This window comes from Streptomyces sp. NPDC044921 (assembly GCF_056432865.1).
Genome location: NZ_JBWKIF010000002.1, coordinates 391,684 through 410,136, shown reverse-complemented (window position 1 = coordinate 410,136; position 18,453 = coordinate 391,684). Strand labels below are relative to the sequence as shown.

The 18,453-nt window shown below is 74.3% G+C and carries 9 protein-coding genes; 3 read left to right on the top strand and 6 right to left on the bottom strand.

The window, feature by feature from the left end:
* Window positions 1-378 precede the first annotated feature (378 nt).
* The 4 genes from AC07DA_RS04515 to AC07DA_RS04500 form a co-directional block, all read right to left on the bottom strand.
* Complete coding sequence (locus AC07DA_RS04515; protein ID WP_479124498.1) at window positions 379-1,584, bottom strand: glycoside hydrolase family 64 protein; 1,206 nt, start codon at window positions 1,582-1,584, stop codon at window positions 379-381.
* A gap of 168 nt (window positions 1,585-1,752) precedes the next feature.
* Complete coding sequence (locus AC07DA_RS04510; protein WP_479124717.1) at window positions 1,753-9,360, bottom strand: MupA/Atu3671 family FMN-dependent luciferase-like monooxygenase; 7,608 nt, start codon at window positions 9,358-9,360, stop codon at window positions 1,753-1,755.
* A 50-nt stretch (window positions 9,361-9,410) separates the two neighbouring features.
* Complete coding sequence (locus tag AC07DA_RS04505) at window positions 9,411-12,839, bottom strand: type I polyketide synthase (protein ID WP_479124496.1); 3,429 nt, start codon at window positions 12,837-12,839, stop codon at window positions 9,411-9,413.
* Entirely contained in the window at window positions 12,836-14,119 is a 1,284-nt protein-coding gene (locus AC07DA_RS04500; protein ID WP_479124494.1) for an MFS transporter, read from the bottom strand. The genes AC07DA_RS04505 and AC07DA_RS04500 overlap by 4 nt, the downstream gene beginning before the upstream one ends.
* A 237-nt stretch (window positions 14,120-14,356) precedes the next feature.
* Between AC07DA_RS04500 and AC07DA_RS04495 the strand changes: the two genes are divergently transcribed.
* Entirely contained in the window at window positions 14,357-15,163 is an 807-nt protein-coding gene (locus AC07DA_RS04495) for a restriction endonuclease (protein ID WP_479124492.1), read from the top strand.
* Window positions 15,164-15,388: 225 nt separating this feature from the next.
* Here the strand turns inward: AC07DA_RS04495 and AC07DA_RS04490 are convergent, their stop codons facing one another.
* Both AC07DA_RS04490 and AC07DA_RS04485 read right to left on the bottom strand, forming a co-directional pair.
* Window positions 15,389-15,763: a TraR/DksA family transcriptional regulator gene (locus tag AC07DA_RS04490; RefSeq protein WP_479124490.1), complete on the bottom strand. Its 375-nt coding sequence runs from the start codon at window positions 15,761-15,763 to the stop codon at window positions 15,389-15,391.
* A 47-nt stretch (window positions 15,764-15,810) separates the two neighbouring features.
* Complete coding sequence (locus tag AC07DA_RS04485) at window positions 15,811-16,122, bottom strand: TraR/DksA family transcriptional regulator (RefSeq protein WP_479124488.1); 312 nt, start codon at window positions 16,120-16,122, stop codon at window positions 15,811-15,813.
* A gap of 412 nt (window positions 16,123-16,534) precedes the next feature.
* Between AC07DA_RS04485 and AC07DA_RS04480 the strand changes: the two genes are divergently transcribed.
* Together AC07DA_RS04480 and AC07DA_RS04475 are read left to right on the top strand one after the other, a co-directional pair.
* Window positions 16,535-17,488, top strand: a complete 954-nt coding sequence (locus AC07DA_RS04480) for a HAMP domain-containing sensor histidine kinase (RefSeq protein ID WP_479124487.1) — start codon at window positions 16,535-16,537, stop codon at window positions 17,486-17,488.
* Window positions 17,489-17,490: 2 nt separating this feature from the next.
* Window positions 17,491-18,174 carry a response regulator gene (locus AC07DA_RS04475; protein WP_479124485.1) on the top strand — a complete coding sequence of 228 codons (684 nt, stop codon included), beginning with the start codon at window positions 17,491-17,493 and terminating at the stop codon, window positions 18,172-18,174.
* Window positions 18,175-18,453: the final 279 nt, after the last annotated feature.

Genomic DNA, 18,453 nt, shown 5'->3' with positions numbered 1-18,453 from the left:
CCCGGGCCACCGCGGTGTCCCCCCCCCCCCCGGGGCCGGCCCCCCCCCCCCCCCGGGGCGGGGGGCCCCCCCGGCGGGGGGCGCCCCCCCCGGGGGGGCCCCCGCGGGGGGGGCCCGACCGGGGAGCGGCGGGATCACCGTCCGTGCCGTTCGGGGAGGGGCCGGTGATCACGCCGGGGCGGCGGGCCGGCGTACCGCGGGGGTACCGCGGGGTGCGGCGGGTCTTCGCCGGTCTCTCCGGTCCCTCGGTGCGGGACGGGGACCGCCGCTCCCCGTCGTGCGTGAGGGACTGCGGCCACCGCCTGCCGCCGGAGAGGCCACCTCGGACCGGCCCGCCTCCGGGCAGGCTGGTCGGCCGCCGACCTGCCGGTGGGGAGGTCAGTTGAGCGGGTCGAGGGTGAGGTAGGCCTGGCGCGGGTTGCCGTCGTGGACGAGGGATTCGTGGTGTCCCACGTCGTCGAAGGCGAACGCGTACGCCTTGCCGTCGGCCATCTGGGCGTGGATCTTGCGGGCGTAGTGGTTGGTGACGTTGTCCTTGTAGAAGGCGTCGGCGTTGGTGTCGGGCTGGTTGGGGTTGGTCAGGAGGGTGGAGCGGTTGAAGCCCGCGCACAGGGTGCGGGAGATGGGGCCGCGCACCTGGTCGTTCGGCGCGTCGAGCAGCCGGTGGCAGCCGAAGACGGAGGACGCGTCGGGCTTCTGGAAGCTGGTGACGACGGCACCGGCGCTGTTGGTGAAGCGCAGGACCCCGCCGGAGACGCGGCCGTAGTACTTGGTGCCCGGCTGGTTGGCGAACGGGGTGACGGTCAGGGTGGAGGTGGTGTACTTCTGCCAGACCCGGTTGATGTAGTCGTCCATGACGTTGGCGGGCAGCGCGCCGGTCTCCACGCCGTACAGCGGCGACAGGGCCCGCAGGACGGTGCCGTCGGAACGGGTCTGGATCAGGTTGGCCCAGCCCCCGGGCTGTCCGCGCAGGGCGTTGAAGAAGCCGTTGTAGCCGCCGGGCCTGAGCCGCCCGGTGGTCGCGGTGGTGCCGTCGGCCCGCTGCACCCCGACCGCGTACGGCACGGAGAACATGTCGACCTGCGTGCTGTTGATCCACAGTCCGGAGTCGTTGAGCGTGTACTCCGACCAGTTGAACAGGATGTTGCGGTTGGGGTCGGTCGGGTTCTGCACGGCGGGCTGGACGAGGCCACCCGTGGTCAGCCTGAAGACCAGTTTCTGACCGTAGGAGAAGTACACCCGGCCGGAGAACTTGGGGAGGCGGATGGTGGTCGACTGGCCCGCCGCGGGGCCGGGGATGGAGGCGTCGGGGGCGGGCGTGGGGGGGTTGCCGCCCGCGGGCCAGGGGTGGAAGGTGCCGTTGGCGTCGGCCCAGCCCTGGCGTCCGGACGCCAGGTCCGTGCCGAGGTTGTAGATGTACACCTGCTCGCCGCGGGCCGAGTTGTTGGTGATCTTGAGGGGGATGGTCGCGGGGACCGCGGCCTGGGCCGGTGCGGCCGTTCCGGTCGCCAGCAGGGAGCCGGTGAGGGCCGCGGCCAGGGCCAGGCCCACGGCTCTGACCCGGTGTCCGAGTGTCCGTAGCACGCTCTGTCTCCATTCGACGAGTGGGGCGTTCCAGGAGTGTTTGAGAGCGCTCTCAATGTTGCGCTTTGGTCCGGACCTGTCAATAAGTTGAACGGGGTGCCGTCCGGGGTGGCCCGCGTGGAGGCGCGCCGGTGCCGGCGCGCCTCCGGGTGACGGTGCCCGCCGGGGTCAGTCCCCGGCCGCCCGGGCGGTCTCCTCGCGCAGGAGCTCCACGTAGTCGCGGGTCCAGCCCTCGATCGTCGCGCGGTCCCACAGATCGGAGGAGTACTCCGCGAAGCCCCGGAGCTCGTCCCCGGCCGGGACGAGGCCGAAGGTGAGTTCCGTCCGCGAGGCGGCGGGGGCCAGGTCCTCCACCGCCGTGGTCAGGCCGGGCAGTTCGACCTCCGCGTCCAGGGAGTTCTGGTAGGCGAAGCCGACGTCCAGCCGGTCCGGTACCTCGGCGCCCGTGCGCTCCCGCAGCGCGGGGGCGATCCGGCGCACCGGCAGGGCGTGGTCCATGCACTCCACCGCCGTGCGGGCGATCCGGTCCGTCAGCGTGGTGAAGGGACCGGCGGCCCCGTCCCGCACGGGCAGCGCGAACCCGGTGACGGTGCAGGCCAGCAGGGACTCGAACGCGCGGCGCTCACGGTTGGCGTAGGAGATGTTGAACACGACGTCGTCCTGGCCGGACTTCCGCGCGAGCAGCCGGCCCAGGGCCGCCGCCGTGACCACGAACGGTGTCGTGCCCCGCTCCCGCGCCAGTCGCTCCACGGCGGCCCGCACCTCGGCCGGGACGGTGAAGGGCACGGCCCCGCCCCGGCCGCTCGACGTGGCGGGCCGGGGCCGGTCCAGGGGCAGGCCGACCGTGAAGGGCACGCCGTCGAGTTCACGCAGCCAGAACTCCACCTTGCGTTGCTCGGCCGCCTCGTCGGCCTGCTCCCGCTGCCAGCGGGCGTACGCCACGGGCTGGCACTCCACCTCCGGCAGGGTGTCCGGCTCGCCCCGCCGGGCCGAGCCGTAGAGGGCGGCGAGTTCCTTCAGCAGCAGGCTGACCGACCAGCCGTCGCAGGCGGAGTGGTGCAGGACCAGGAGCAGCACCCAGGTGTCGTCGCCGGTGCGCAGCAGGCGCAGGGTCATCGGCGTCCCACGGGTGGGATCGACGGGTGTCCCGGCGGCCTCCGCGCTCGCCCGGTCCAGGGCGGCCCGGCGTTCGTGCGCGGGCCGTGCGGTGAGGTCCTCCAGCGGCAGGGGCACCGGGCCCGGCCGCAGGACCTGCTGCTCCCAGCCGTCCGCGACCGGGGCCAGGCGGGTGCGCAGTCCCTCGTGCCGTTCGACGAGCCGGGTCAGGGCCGTGCGCAGGGCCGGTACGTCCAGGGTGCCGGTGAGGGTGATCCGCAGGGCGACGTTGAAGACCTGCGGCAGCCGGTGGTCGGCGTGCACCGAGGCGAAGCGCGCCTGCTGGAGCGTGGCCGGTGCCCGTCGCTCCACCGCGGCGGGGAGGCCGTCGTCGGGCTCGGCCCGGGTGTCCGGCGCCGTACCCGCCGCCTCGGTCAGATGGGCCGTCATGGCCCGCAGGGTGGGCTCCTGGTAGAAGCTCAGCATCGGGTACTCGGTGCCGAACTCCTCGCGGACCCGGTTGACCAGGCGCATCGCGGTGATGGAGTGACCGCCCAGGTCGAAGAAGGACGTGTCCGCGGCCAGGGCGCCCGGCTCGACGCCGAACTCGGCCGCCCACAGCGCCCGTACGCGCCGTTCGACGTCCGTCGGACGACCCGCCGGCCCATCACCGGTGGCGGGGCCCGGCCGGGGGGCCGCCGCCGTCGAGACGAGGTCGGGGGCCGGCAGGGCGGAGCGGTCCAGCTTGCCGTTGCCGGTCACCGGCAGGGCGGGCAGGATCCGCCAGGCGCGCGGCACCAGGTACTCCGGCAGGCGGTCCGCCAGTTCCCCGGCCAGCAGGTCGGCGCACGCCTGCCGGTCGTCGGCCGTCGCGCCGACCGGATCGGCGGGGACCGCGTAGGCGGCCAGGTAGGCCTCGCCATGGGCGTCGCGGCGGGCCAGGACGGCCGCGTCGCGCACGGCGTCCAGGGAGTTGAGGACGCGGGAGACCTCCTCCGGCTCGACCCGGAAGCCCCGGATCTTCACCTGGTCGTCGGCCCGGCCGCAGAACTCCAGCGTCCCCTGCGCTGTCCAGCGGACCAGGTCTCCGGTGCGGTACGCGTGGGCGCCCGGGGCCCCGTCCGGGTCCGGCGTGAAGCGCTCGGCCGTGAGCTCGGGGCGGCCCAGATAGCCGAGGGCGACCCCGGGGCCGCCGACGTACAGCTCCCCCACGGTGCCGACCGGCACCGGGCGCCCGGCGGGGTCGAGCACGCTCACCGTCACGTTGTCGACGGGGCGTCCGATCGGGATCGGCCGGGCGTCCCGGGAGCCCTGCGGGGCGACCGTCGCGGTGGTGCACAGCACGGTGGTCTCGGTGGGCCCGTACACGTTGACCGTCTCGTACGGCGCCTCGGGCCGCGGCCGGGTGCGCAGGACGTCGCCGCCGAGCAGCAGGTGACGCAGCGGCGGCTGGTCGCGCGGGGGCAGGCGCAGCAGCTGTTCGCCGAGGGCGGTGGGGAGGATGGAGAAGGTGACGTCCTGCTCGGCGTACCAGCGGGCCAGCGCGAGGGGGTCCCTGCGCAGGTCGTCGCCGGCGATCGTGACCGACGCGCCTCCCGTGAGCGCCGGCCAGATCTCCAGCAGGGAGGCGTCGAAGCTCTGGCTGCACACGACCGCGCTGCGGTCGGCCGGGGTGAGGGCGAAGCGCCGGTGCTGCCAGGCGCACAGGTCGACGACGCCGCGGTGGGGCACCACGACACCCTTGGGGGTTCCGGTGCTGCCGGACGTGTACAGGACGCAGCAGGCGGAGCCCGGGCCGGTGGCGGGTGCGGCGGTGCCCGGCGTCCGGCGCGCGGTCGCGTCGGGCGTCAGCACGGTCACTCCCCCGGGCAGCGTCAGGGCGGCGGCCGTCTCGCGCGTCGCCACCACGATCCGGGCCCCGCACTCGGCGATGACCTGCTCGGCCCGGGACCGGCCCAGGGACGGGTCGAGCGGCACGTAGGCGCGGCCCGCCTTCAGCACGGCGAGCATGGCGACGACGAGGTCGGTGGAGCGCGGCAGCCACAGCGCCACCGTCGGCAGGTCGACGTCGACTTCGACGTCGACGGGTGCGGCGCGGCCGGGCGGGTCGGCGTCCGCGAACCGCCCACCGTCGTCACCCGGCGTGTGCTGTTCGCGCAGGGCGGCGGCCAGCCGCTCGGCCTGGTCGTCCAGCTCTCGGTAGGTCAGGCGGCGGTCGCCGCTGATCACCGCGGTGCCGTCCGGCCGGGCGGCGGCCCGCCGGGCGACGAGGGCGTGGACGGTGGTGTCCGCGGGCGGGCGGACCGGGCCGCGCCGGAACCACGGCGGTACGGGATCTCCCTCGACGAGACCCTCGACGGGATCCGCCTCGACCGGACCCGCCTCGACCGGACCCGCCTCGACGGGATCCATGCCGACGGGATCCCCCTCGCCGGGGTCTCCCCCGGCCGCGGGCTCGGCGGTGTCCGGCGCGAGCCGCGACAGCGGCGCCTCGGGCGTGTCCGCCGCCGCCGTGAGGAGGTCCCGGAACGTCGCGAAGAACCGGTCGACGGTGTGCCGGTCGAACAGGTCGGTGTTGTACTCCAGATGGCAGCGGATGCCGTCCGGCTGGTCGGTGAAGTAGACGGTGAGGTCCGTCAGGGACTTGTCGGGCCCGGCGTCCAGCGGGGTGGCCTGGATGCCGGGCAGGTCGAAGCGGAACGGTTCGGCACGCTGGAACTCGGCGAACGTCTGGAAGACCGGCGTCCGGTCGACCGCCCGGGGCGGGGCGAGTTCGCGCACCACCCGCTCGAAGGGCACGCGCGCGTGGTCGTACGCGTCGAGGGCGGCCGTGCGCACCCGGTCGAGCAGGGTGGCGAACGCCGGGTCGCCGGACACGTCCAGGCGCAGGGCGAGGGTGTTGACGAAGAACCCGAGCAGGTGCTCGGCCCGTTCGGGCCGGTCCGAGAACGGGGTGCCCACGACGATGTCGGTCTGGCCGGTGACCCGGTGCAGCATGGCCGCGTATCCGGCGAGCAGGGTCATGAACAGGGTGCCGCGCCGGGCGCGGCTCAGCTCCCGCAGCCGTCGGGAGAGTTCCGGGTCCAGGGTGTGGAAGGCGGCCCGGCCGTGGGAGGTCATGGTGGCGGGGGGCGGCCGGTCGGTGGGCAACGCGAGGACGGGCAGCTCGCCGCCGAGGGTGGCGCGCCAGTACGCCAGCTCCCGCTCGGTCTCCGGGCCGTGCGCGGACGCGGCCAGTTCCCTGGCGTGGTCCGCGCAGGTCCAGGTGAGGGCCGGGAGTTCGGGTGGTGTCCCGTCACGTTCGGCCCGGTAGAGGGCCGACAGGTCGCGGGCCAGGACGGTGGCCGACGCCGCGTCGATCACGATGTGGTGCAGGGACAGGACGAGCACGTGCTCCGTCTCGGAGGTCCTGACCAGCCGGGTCACGAACAGCGGGCCGTGCGCGAGGTCGAAACGGCGGCCGCTCTCCGCCGACAGGACCTCCCGCAGGGTGGCCTCGGGCGCGTGGGTGGCGTCCACGACCTCGAAGTCGGGCTCCGCCGAGGCCCGTACGACCTGCCGCGGCTCGTCCCCCCGCACCTCGAAGACCGTGCGCAGGCCCTCGTGGCGGGCGACGAGGCCGCGCAGGGCCGCGCGCAGGGCGGTCACGTCGAGCGGGCCTTCCAGGCGGATCGCCTTGACCTCGTTGTAGGCGGTGCGTCCGGGCAGCAGGCGCTCCAGGAACCAGATGCGTTCCTGGCCCGGCGACAAGGGGGCGTCGGCGGGGGCCGCGGACCGGGCGGGCGCGGCGGCCCGGGGCGGAGAACCGGCCCTGTCCCCGCGGCCGTAGTGGCGGCGGAGCGCGTCCAGGCGCGGCAGTCCGTCGCGCAGCCGGTCGGCGTCGACCCCGAAGTCGACCAGGGCGGCGATCTCGTCGGCGCCTGCTGCCGTGACCGCGTCCACGACCGGACGGACGCTGTCCGGCGTGCCGATCAGGGCGCGCTGGTCGCAGTAGCGGCCGTAGGCCCGGCGGAAGACCGCCTCCAGGTCGTCCTCGCTCAGGGCGGCCAGGTCGATGCTGTGCCCGAGGCTGTTGGTGACGCCGCTGAACACGGACAGGGACGCCCGCATGTAGCGGGACAGCGGCTCGTACGCCTCCGTGCGCGCGGTGTCGTGGTCCCCGGCGAGGTAGGTGTGCAGCAGGACGGCCACCCGCCCGGCGTCCGGGTCCAGGCCGTGCCGGGCGCGGGTGCGCCGGTAGCGGGCGATGTTGTCGGCGAGCTGCTCCACCGTCTGGGTCATCAGGTTGGTGACGACGCCCAGGTCGTGGCGGGCGGCGAGCTCGAAGGAGGCGGGGTTGCCGACGACGGCGGTGTACAGGGGCGGGGTGTCCTGCACCGGCCGCGGGAAGAGGCGGACCTCGGTCTCGCCGTCACCACCGGCCCGGCGCAGGCTCTGTCCGCGCCAGAACTTCCGCACCTCCTCGACCTGTTCGTACATCAGCTCCTTGTGGCGGCCGAACCGGTCGGGGAAGAAGACGAAGTCGTTGGCGCTCCAGCCGCTCGCGACGCCGATGCCGACGCGTCCGCCGGAGAGGTTGTCGACCATGGACCACTCCTCGGCGACCCGGATCGGATCGTGGAGCGGCAGGACGACCGAACCGGCGTTGAGGCGGATGCGCTCCGTCTCCCGGGACAGCGCGGCGGCGAGCACCGCCGGGTTGGGGAAGAGACCGCCGAAGGAGTGGAAGTGGCGCTCGGGCATCCACAGCGCGTGGAAGCCGTGCCGGTCGGCGAACCGGGCGACGTCCATGAGGAGTTCGTACTGCCCGTGGCCGGGCGCCTCGGTGTCCTGCGGGTAGTCGCCGAAGAAGTAGACGCTGAAGTCGGGGGTGCGGGCCGGGGCGTCGGCCGCGGGAGCCGGGCGGGAGCCGGTCTTCACGGCGGCGGCGTTCCAGGCCATGGAGGCGACGGGGGCGGGTTCGGGTACGGGCTCGGACGCGGCCGCGGGGGCCGCTTCGGGGGCCGGAGCCGGTTTCGGTGGGGCCGAGGGCGTGGGCGGGTTCGGTACGGCGGTCGTGGGCGCGGCCGACTGCGGTGCGGCCGCCGGGGCCGGGACCGGTTGCGGTGCGGCCGCCGGGGCCGGGGCCGGTTGCGGTGCGGTGGCCGCAGACGCGGCTGGTGGCGGTGCGGCCGCCGGAGACGCGGCCGGTCCGGGGGCGATGATCCGGCCGCCCGGGAAGAACCCGGCCGACCGCAGCTCGCGCAGCGACTCGCGTACGGCGTCGGCCACGAACTCGATGTCGCCGTCCGAGTGGGCGGTGGACAGGAAGAAGTTGCGCCACTCCCACACGTGCACGCCGCGCAGCATCAGGTGGTGGTACAGGAGTTCCATGTCGGCGCGGTGCTCGAAGCGGAACTGGGAGCCGAAGTGGCTCATCCGCAGCGGGAACTCCTCGGCCTCGAAGAAGCCGTTGAGCGTCGCGGCCAGTTCGTCGGTGCGCGCGTTCAGCCGCTCCTGGAGACGGGGGCTGTGCTCCTTGAGGTGGGTCAGTACGGCACGGGCCGCGACCATCGACACCGGGTGCTGGATGTACGTGCCGCCGAAGAAGGTCGTGTCGGCGGGCGGGTAGCTGTCGTCGCCGTAGGACCAGTGGCCGCCGTCGACGCCGTCCATGATGTCGGCACGGCCCGCGATGGCCCCGATGGGGAAGCCGCCGCCGAGGAGCTTGCCGTAGGTCGCCAGGTCGGGTGTGACGCCGTACAGCTCCTGGGCGCCGCGCGGGGCCGGCCGGAAGCCGGTCAGCATCTCGTCGAAGAGCAGGACGATGCCGTGGCGGTGGGTGAGTTCGCGCAACTTCCGGACGAAGTCGACCGGTTGCAGCGACGGGTGCCTGCTCTGCACCGGCTCCACGAGGACCGCCGCGATGTCGCCGGCGTGCCGGGCGATCGTCTCCAGGGCGGTGTCGCTGCCGTAGTCCAGGACCAGCAGGTCGGAGACGGCGTTGTGCGGGATGCCCCGGGACACGGGGACGGTGAGCTGCTCGGTGCCGCTGCCCGAGGCGCGGCCCAGGACGTTGTCGGCGTGGCCGTGGTACGCGCCGAGGAAGGTGACGATCTTGTCGCGGCCGGTGGCGGCGCGGGCCAGGCGGATGGCGGCCGAGTTCGCCTCCGTGCCGGAGTTGGCGAAGGCCACGCGCTCCAGTCCGGTGAGTTCGGCGAGGAGTTCCGCCGCCTCGCCGGTCTCCACGTTGCGCGGGCCCAGCTGGATGCCGCGGGAGAGGTGCTCGCGGACGGCCTCGGTGACGAAGTCCGGCTCGTGGCCGAAGAGGAGGACGCCGAAGCCCATCGTGATGTCGACGTACTCGTTGCCGTCGACGTCCTCCAGGCGTGCCCCGCTCGCCCGGCGTCCGGCGATCGGGTAGAGCATCTCCTTGGTGGCGCTGCGGAAGCCGACGACGGCCCGGCTGTCGGCCAGCACGCGGCGGTAGCGCTGGGCGATCCGCTTGGAGGTCGGCGTCTTCGCGGTGTAGCGGCGGACGAGGCCGGCGAGGTGTTCCTGCTGGGAGTGGGGGGAGGCGTCCTTCACCATGCCGGAGGTCCTCGTGACCGACACGCGCGGTCCGTGCACGCGCGGCGGTTCCGGGGCGGGGGCGGCGGTCGGGCCCATCTGCTCCGTGATGCGCCGGGAGAGTTCGGCCATCGCCGCCAGGTCCCGGTCCAGTGCGGCGGTCACGCCGTTCAGTCCGCTGCTCACTTGGCCACCGTGCCGTTGCGGCCGTTGACGCCGTTGAGCTGGGCTGTCGCCGCCGCGGTCTGGAGCGCGAGCAGCTGGGAGAGCTGGGTCATCATCTGCAGCTGTATCTGCGACATCTGCTGGATCTTCTGCGCCAGGTCCTCCAGCTCCTGCCGCGTGGCGTACTCGGGACCCGCCGGGGCGGCAGGCACGACGGGCCGCGCGGGTTCGGGATCCACCGGGGCGACGGGCGGAGCCGCCGACGGGACCCCGGCAACGGGCGGGACGGCAGGCACGGGCTCGGGAACCGGCGGGGCGACGACGGACGTGGCCTGCCCGTCAGCGGTCCCGGTCGCGACGGCGTCGGCAGCGGTCGCCACGGAGTCCGCGGCGGTGTCCGCCGGCCCGGGCCGCTCCCCCACCGCCTGCGCGGGCGTGGCCGCGGTGTCCGGCGTGCGCGCGACGATGAACTCCGCGAGCCGCCGCGGCGTGCCGGTCTCCTCGAACAGCTGCCGCATCGTCACCTTGACCGTGTACTGCTGCTCCAGCTCCCGCAGGACGCTGATCATCTGCAGCGAGTCGGCGCCCAGGTCGAAGAAGTCGGCGTCGGGGTCGATCGCCGACACATCCCCGCCGAGGTGCCGGGCGGTCGCTTCGACGATGCCGTGCAGTACCCGCCCGACCGCTGCCTCTTGCTGAACCACGTCGGCTCCCCTTCTCACTGCTCTCGCTGTTCTCGCTGCTGTTCCCGTGCTGAGGGCCGTCGGCTCCGGCCCGGTCCAGTGGTCCTGGTGCTGGAATCGGTATCCGGGCAGCGGGACACGTCTGCCCCCGCTGCCGGCCAGGAGCGTCTCCCAGCGGAGGTCGGCTCCCGCGCAGTGCAGCGCGGCGGCCGCGCCCCAGAGCGTGTCGAGGGCGCTGCCCCGCCGCAGGGACGGGACCGCCGTCACGCCGGGCAGCGCACGGCGGGCGAGCCCGCTGAGGGTGGTGTGCGGACCGATCTCCAGCAGCACGCCCGGCGCTTGAGCACCGAGGGTGCGCAACGCCTCGTCGAAGCGCACGGGTTCGCGGGTGTGCCGCAGCAGGTGCTCCGTACCGGGGATCCAGCCGGGCGGGCGCACCACCCCGTCCAGGGCGCTGACGAACGGGATCCGCACCGGGCGGAACTCCACGTCGTCGAGAACCTTCCGGAACTCCTCCAGCACCGGTTCCATCAGGGCGGTGTGGAAGGCGTGGGTCACCGGCAGCCGCTGCCCCGGTGTGCCGCGCTCCTCCAGCAGGGCGCAGGCCCGGTCGACGGCCGCGACGGGTCCGCCGAGCACCTGGGCGTGGTCGCCGTTGCTGACGGCCGGTTCGAGTCCGGGGACCTCGGCGGCCAGTGCCAGGGCGGCGGCCCGGTCGAGCGGCGCGGCCACCATCGCGCCGGGAGCGCAGCCCCGCCGCATCAGCCGGCCGCGCGCGGTGGTGAGGCGCAGTCCGTCCTCCAGTGACAGGGCTCCGGCGGCGTGCAGCGCCGCGTACTCCCCGACGCTGTGTCCGGTCACGGCGTACGGTGCGACGCCGGTGTCGTGCCACAGCCGGACGAGGGCGCACTGGAGGGCGAACAGCGCGGGCTGCGCGAGGTCGGTGTCCGCGAGGGGGTCCCCGCCGGGCGTGTCCGGGGAGTGCTCGGTGGTCAGCGCGGCGAGGAGGGAGTCGCCGGTGAGGGCGTGGTGGTGCTGCTCGCAGGCGTCGAGGACCTCGCGCACGGCGGGGAAGCGCGCGTGGAGGGCCGCGGCCATGCCGGGGTACTGACTGCCCTGGCCGGTGAACTGGAACGCGACGCGCAGGGGGCCCTCCGCCGGTGCCGTGCCCGAGGTGACGCGCGCCCGGACGGTGCCGGCGAGCCAGTCGTCGAGGGCGTCGGCGAGGGCGTGCGGGGTGGTGCCGCGGGCCGCGATCCGGTGGCGGCCGTGGGCGCGTCCGACGGCGGCGGTGGTGACGAGGTCCGCCGGGTGCGGCGCGGACGGCCGGCGTAACTCGTCACGGAAGGCGCGGGCGTTGTCGGCGAGGGCCTGCGGGCTGCTGCCCGAGACGAGCAGGACGTCCGGGGGCGGGGCCGTGGCGGTCCTGGGCGCCGGTTCGGGGGCCTGTTCGAGGACCAGGTGGACGTTGGTGCCGCCGACGCCGAGCGAGGTGAGGCCGGCGCGGCGCGGCCCGTCGCTCGCGGGCCAGGGCCGTGCGGTGCCGGGGATGTAGAACGGGCTGCGGTCCAGGTCGAGCAGTGGGTTGGGCCGGGTGAAGTTGGCCATCGGCGGGATCACTCCGTGCCGCAGCACCAGCAGGGCCTTGACCAGGCCGGCGAGTCCGGAGGCCGCGTCCAGGTGGCCGATGTTGGCCTTGACGGAGCCGAGGGCGCAGTAGCCGGTGCGGTCGGTGTCCTCGCGGTAGGCGCGGACCGCGCCGTCGAACTCGATCGGGTCGCCCTTGAGGGTGCCGGTGCCGTGGGTCTCCAGGTAGCCGATGGTGTCCGCGCCGACACCGGCGCGCCGCAGGGCCTGCCGGACGGCGGCGCGCTGCCCGTCGGCGCTGGGGGCGGCGTACGCCCTCTTGCCGGCGCCGTCGTTGGCGATGCCCCAGCCGAGGACGACCCCGTGCACGGTGTCGCCGTCGGCGACGGCCCGGGTCAGCCGCTTCAGGACGATCGCCAGCACGCCCGTGCCGCCCACGGTGCCGTCGGCGCCCGCGTCGAAGGCCCTCAGCCGGCCGGTCCTGGACAGGATCGAGCCCTTGACGTAGCGGTAGCCCAGGACCTGCGGGACGTGGACCGCGGTGGCGCCGACGAGGGCGAGGTCGCAGTCGTCCATGAGCAGCGCCTGGGCGGCGGCCTGCACCCCGACCAGGGAACTGGAGCAGCCGGTCTGGACGTTGACGGCGGGTCCGGTCAGGCCGAGGCGGTAGGCGACGCGGGTGGCGGTGAAGTCGGCGTAGTTGCCGACGATCGTCTGCATGCCACTGGGCCAGTCGGACGGGGGGCGGCTGGGCAGGACGTTGTTCAGCAGGTAGTTCTGCAGGGTGTAGAGGTGGTAGCCGGTGCTGGCGTAGACGCCGATGCGGGTGCCGTTCCGTTCCCGCGCGTAGCCGGCGTTCTCCAGAGCGTGCTGGGCGCATTCCAGGAACAGGCGCTGCTGGGGGTCGGTGATCCGGGCCTCGTGCGGGCTCATCGCGAAGTGCCGGGCGTCGAAGCCGGCGAGGTCGTCCAGGATCCCGGAGGCCCCGACGAAGTCCTCGGCCCCGTACTCCTCGGCCGGGACACCGGCGGCGGCCAGTTCCTCGTCGGTGAAGCGGGTGATGCAGTCGGTGCCGTCCCGGACGATCCGCCAGAGGTCCTCGGGCGTGTCCGCGCCGGGCAGCCGGAAGGCCATGCCGATGACGGCCATACGGGGGTCGGGGACCGTCGTGGTCATCGGTCGCTCCCTTCGGTCGCACCGGGCGGGGTGGCGACGCCGGGCCGTTCACCGGCGGCCGGTTCGTCCGCGGGCGGGGCGGGTGTGCGCCTGCCCCGGAGGATCAGCAGCAGGAGCAGCCCCGCGCACAGGACGATCGCGAGCCCGTGGAAGGCGGCCACCACCTGCAGTGGCGAGAAGCGCTCCAGGAGGGCGCCGCTGACCAGCATGCCCAGACCGAAGCCGGTGTTCTCGGCGGAGGCGGAGAGCCCGAAGAGACGGCCGCGCTGCTCGTCGGGGGCGCTTTGCAGCCGCGACACGTAGACGGTTTCGGTGAAGCCGTCGGCGGCTCCGGCGACGAGCGCCGCGATGACGGCGGGCACGGTCGGCAGGCCGCTGAAGACCACGATGAACCCGGCCGACATCACACAGGCGCCGAGCGCGAACGCCCGCTCCCCGGGGGTCCGCCCGGTCTTCCGGGTGACCCGGCCGATCACCTGCTGGGCGACGATGTTGCCGATGGCCCACGTGGCCCAGAACTGGCTGATGAAGGTGGCCGGATGGTCGGGGTCGAGGCTGCTGGAGTAGAGGGGCAGGGCCACGTTGTGGGAGGAGGAGCCCAGTCCGTCGACCGCCCGGAGGGCGATCATCGCCATCAGCAGCGGGGCCGTGCCCAGCAGCATCCGGACCGTCCAGCGGGCGGCGCCGGAGGCCCGGGCGGGCCCGCCGCCCGCCGGGTCGTCGGCCGCGCGGGTGCGGACCGGGAGCAGGAACAGCATGGTCGCGGAGACCAGGAACGTCGCGGCGTCCAGGGCGAACGCGGCGGTGTAGCCGAGCTGCGCCACCACCACGCCCGAGGAGGCGAAGCCGGCGATCATGGCGAGCGAACGTCCCGTCACCAGCAGCCCGTTGGCCCGGACCCGGTGCTCGGCTCCGACGATCTCCGGGATGCTGCTGCGCAGGGCGACCTGGGAGAGCGTGGAGCAGCCGCCCGTCACCACGGCCAGGGCGTAGAGCAGTCCGGGGCGCACGCCGTCGGGGGCGAGCAGCAGGCTCAGCAGGGCCACGGCCTGGCACAGATCGGCGCCCACCATCAGGCGCTTGCGGTCGTGGACCGAGACGAGCCGTCCGCTGATCCAGCCCGAGACGACGCTGGTCGCCAGGCGTACGGCCATGAACAGGCCGGCGGCGAGCGCGCTGCCGGTGGCGTCGTAGACGAAGACGTTCAGCGCCACCATGTTGAGGTAACTGCCGTACGCCGAGATGCCGTTGCCCAGGACGAGCAGACGGAAGTACTTCATGCACCTTCCCCCTGGTCTGCATGAAGGGTGTGACCATCACGGGTCCGGGACCGGGCCGCCCCCCACTGATCCGCCACCCAAGCAGAATCGTTCAGTCCTGTTCAAGGCACGACGGTGGCCCAAACAACTTCCGGTCGCGTTTTGGCGATTTCGGACCGCTCCGGCAGGGGATCGGGACCCGATCTTGGGAAGACGGTGGAAACGATCTTCCATCGATCCCTGAATGGGGGGCACACCGTGACCGCACCCACGCGTCCGATACCGCCGGTGAACCGCCGGCGCCGCTTCGACCTGCGCTCGACCGCGCTGTTCTTCCTGTTCCTCGCCGTGGTCGTGTGCGTCCTCGGCCTCGCGGCGCGCACGGTGGCGGACGCTGCCGAGCGGCGGCCCGCCTGGGTGTTCGTCCTGGCCGTGCTGGCGATCGCGGGGTTCGTCGGACTACGGCGCCGGGTGCACGTGGCGAGAGCGGCGCGCCGGGCCGCGGCGGCGCTGGACGAGGCGGCGCGGGAGGCGGCCGACGAGCTCGACGCCCTCCGGCAGTCCCCTCCGGGCCCGGCGGCCGGGGCCGTAGCCGAGCAAGGCGCCCTGGCGTCCCAGGAGTTCGCAACCGCCGCCGACTACGACGCTTTGACGCCCGAGGAGTTCGAGGAGGCCGTCGCCGCACTGTGCGAACGGGACGGCTGTTCCGCCGTCGAGGTCGTGGGCGGCGCCGGGGACCTGGGCGCCGACGTCGTGGCCCTCACCCCCGACGGACGGCGGATCGTCATCCAGTGCAAGCACTACGACCCCTCCCACCGCGTCGGCTCCCAGGACCTGCAGCGTTTCGGCGGCACGTGCTTCACCGTCCACGAGGCCGATGTCGCCGCGCTGGTCACCACCAGCGACTTCACCGCGCCCGCGGTGGAGTACGCCGAGCAGTGCGGGATCGTGTGCGTGGACGGGGAGGCCCTGCGGGCCTGGACGGACGGCACCGGTCCCCGGCCCTGGGACACCGCTCCGGGCGGTTGGACGGCGGGGTGGGACCTGGCCGGCGCGGGGACGTGAACCACCCGGCCGGCGTGCGGCCCGGTGCGCCCGGCCCCGGCGGAACCCGCGGTGCGATGCCGAACCGGCCGTCACCTCCGCCGGTGTCACTCCCGCCGGTGTCGCTCTCGACGTACCCCGCTCACCCGCACGCCGGACCGCCCCCGGCCCTTCCCCCGCACTCCGGGCAAGCCGCGCGGCCCCGGTCGCCGGCATCCGCCAGGGCCCGGGGCGGAGCCCGGCCCCTCAGCGCAGCGTGCCGCCGGCCTGTTGGCAGCGGCCGCAGTAGCGGGCCTGCGGCACGATCATCAGGCGCTCCCGGTCGAGGGGGCGCCGGCACCGGCCGCAGGCGCCGTACACACCCGCGTCCATGCGGGCCAGGGCCGCTTCCACGTCGGCGAGGACCATGCGGGCCGAGGCGGCGAGCTTGACGCTCACCTCCAGCTGCGCGGAGGCTTGCTGCCCGCGCCGGCGCTCGGCGCGGGAGGCGACCGGGCCGGCGAGCCGACGCAGCTGCTCCCGGCGGAACAGGCGCTGCTCGCGCAGGTTCTCGCGCAGGGCCGCGAGGTCCTCGGCCGACAGGTGCGGCGCACTCCGGCCGACGGTCTGCTGCTTCACCACGTCACCCCTTCTTCGTGCGCAGGGCGTAGGAGTTCGGAAACGGGAGGTCAGACGGTGCGGCGCTGGCAGGCGACGCAGTGGCGGGTGTACGGGAGGATCTCCAGCCGTTCCGCGGGAATGGGCTTGCCGCAGCCCAGACAGGTGCCGTAGGTCCCCCGCTCGACGCGCCCGAAGGCCTCGTCGATCTCCTTGAGCACCCGCCGCATGGCGGTCTTCTGCTCGGACAGCAGGTAGTCGTCCGGATCCGGCCGGCTCTCGTCGAGGGCCTGCAGCTGCGCCAGCCGGGAGGTGCGGGCGTGCTCCAGGCGCTGACGGGCTTCGTGCGGGTCGGGCTCGGCCCGGGGAACCTCCAGGGTCACGATCGTCCTCTTCTCGGCTGCCCGGCGGCACACCGCGCCGGGTGGGTGGTCTCGTCGCCTTCCACCCTGGCCCGTTCCGCCGCGCGATCCCATCGGGCGCGGGCCCCATTCCCGCCCGGACCGGTGACCCATGCGGGGTGCCGTGGGTAGGGCACGCCCCCGGGAAATGGGGGCTGGCCCCCATCGACGCGGGGGTGCGGCAGCGGGCAGGCTGGCGGAGAACCAGCCGGGGCGGCGGAGAACCAGCCGCGTGGCGTGGACCGCGCCGAGGCGGCCCGGCACCCGCCGCGGAGGTACCGCAGAGCCGCGGCACGCCGTCCCGTGCCGGCCGCAGGTCCGGTCGCGCCGGCACCCCGCCGGCACCCCGCCGCGGCGGCGGGGCGAGCACGTGAGCAGAGGAGTCGCAGGTCCGGTGTCCTTGTTCTGGCGGATCTTCGCCCTCAACGCCCTGGTGCTCGGCGCGGCCACGGCGCTGTTGCTGTGGGCCCCGGTGACGGTGTCCGTGCCGATCCTGCTCACGGAGGCCGTCATCCTGGTCGTCGGTCTCGCCGTGATGCTGGTCGCCAACGCGGCCCTGCTGCGGCTCGGCCTGGCACCCCTGGCCCGGCTCAAGGGGCTGATGACCACGGTCGATCTGCTCCGCCCGGGCCAGCGTCTGCCCGTGTCGGGGGGCGGCGAGGTGCCCGAGGTGATCCGTACCTTCAACGCGATGCTGGAGCGGCTGGAGCAGGAACGGGCCACCAGCAGCGCCCGGGCCCTGCTGGCGCAGGAGGCCGAACGCCGCCGTATCGCGCAGGAACTGCACGACGAGGTCGGGCAGAGCATGACCGCGATCCTGCTGGGCCTCAAGCGGAGCGCGGACGAGGCGCCCCCGGGGCTGCGCGCGGAGCTGCACGAGGTGCAGGAGATCACCCGGCAGTCGCTGGACGAGGTCCGCCGCCTGGTGCGCCGGCTGCGCCCCGGAGTGCTGGACGACCTGGGTCTGGTCAGTGCGATCACCTCGCTGACCGAGGACTTCGCCACCCACACCCGGATGCAGGTCACCCGCCGCTTCGACACCGACCTGCCCGTCCTGGCGCCGGAGACGGAGCTGGTCCTCTACCGCGTCGCCCAGGAGTCGCTCACCAACGCCGCCCGGCACGCGGACGCCGAACGCGTCACCGTCGCCCTGCGGCACGCCGCCGGCCGTGTGGAGCTGACCGTCACCGACGACGGCCGCGGCATCGAGGCCCCCCGCGAGGGCGCCGGGATGCGCGGGATGCGCGAGCGGGCCCTGCTGATCGGCGGCAGTCTCGACATCACCCCGGCGCCGCGCGCCGGCACCAGCGTCCGGCTCACCGCACCCGTTCCCAGGAAGCAGCTCTGACCATGACCGAGACCATGACGCCCGCCGAGACGGGGACCGGCACGATCCGCATCCTGCTCGCCGACGACCATGCCCTGGTCCGGCGCGGGGTGCGGCTCATCCTCCAGCAGGAACCGGACCTGAACGTGGTCGCCGAGGCCGGCGACGGCGCCGAGGCCGTGGAGCTGGCCCGGACCCACGAGGTCGACCTGGCGGTGCTCGACATCGCCATGCCGCGCCTGACCGGCTTGCAGGCCGCCCGCGAGCTGGCCGCCCGCAAGCCGGGCCTGCGGATCCTGATGCTCACCATGCACGACAACGAGCAGTACTTCTTCCAGGCCCTCAAGGCGGGAGCCTGCGGCTACGTGCTGAAGTCCGTCGCGGACCGGGACCTGGTCGCCGCGTGCCGGGCGGCCGTCCGGGACGAGCCCTTCCTGTACCCGGGTGCCGTCACCGCGCTGATCCGCAACTACCTGGACCGGGCCCGGCACGGCGAGGAGACCCCCGACCAGGTGCTCACGCCCCGGGAGGAGGAGGTGCTGAAGCTGGTGGCCGAGGGGCACTCGTCCAAGGAGATCGCCGACCTGCTGTTCATCAGCGTCAAGACCGTCCAGCGGCACCGCGCCAACCTGCTGCAGAAACTGGGCCTGCGCGACCGCCTGGAGCTCACCCGCTACGCCATCCGCGCCGGACTGATCGAACCCTAGGTGGAACCCACCTCCCGGCGGCGCTGCCGGGCCTTCCTCGTCGCGCTGCTGGCGATCGTCGCCCTGACGCTGCCGACCGCGCCGCTCACCGGCACCCCACACGCTTCACCGACCGGCAACACGCCGGGTCAGATCACCGGTCACACGCCCGGCCCGACCACCGGCGACACGTCCGGCCTCACCACCGGTCACACGCCCGGTCCGGCGACCCGTGCGACACCCGGTCCCGCATCCGGTCCAGCCACTGGTGCGACGACCGTTGCGGCATCCGGTCCGGCC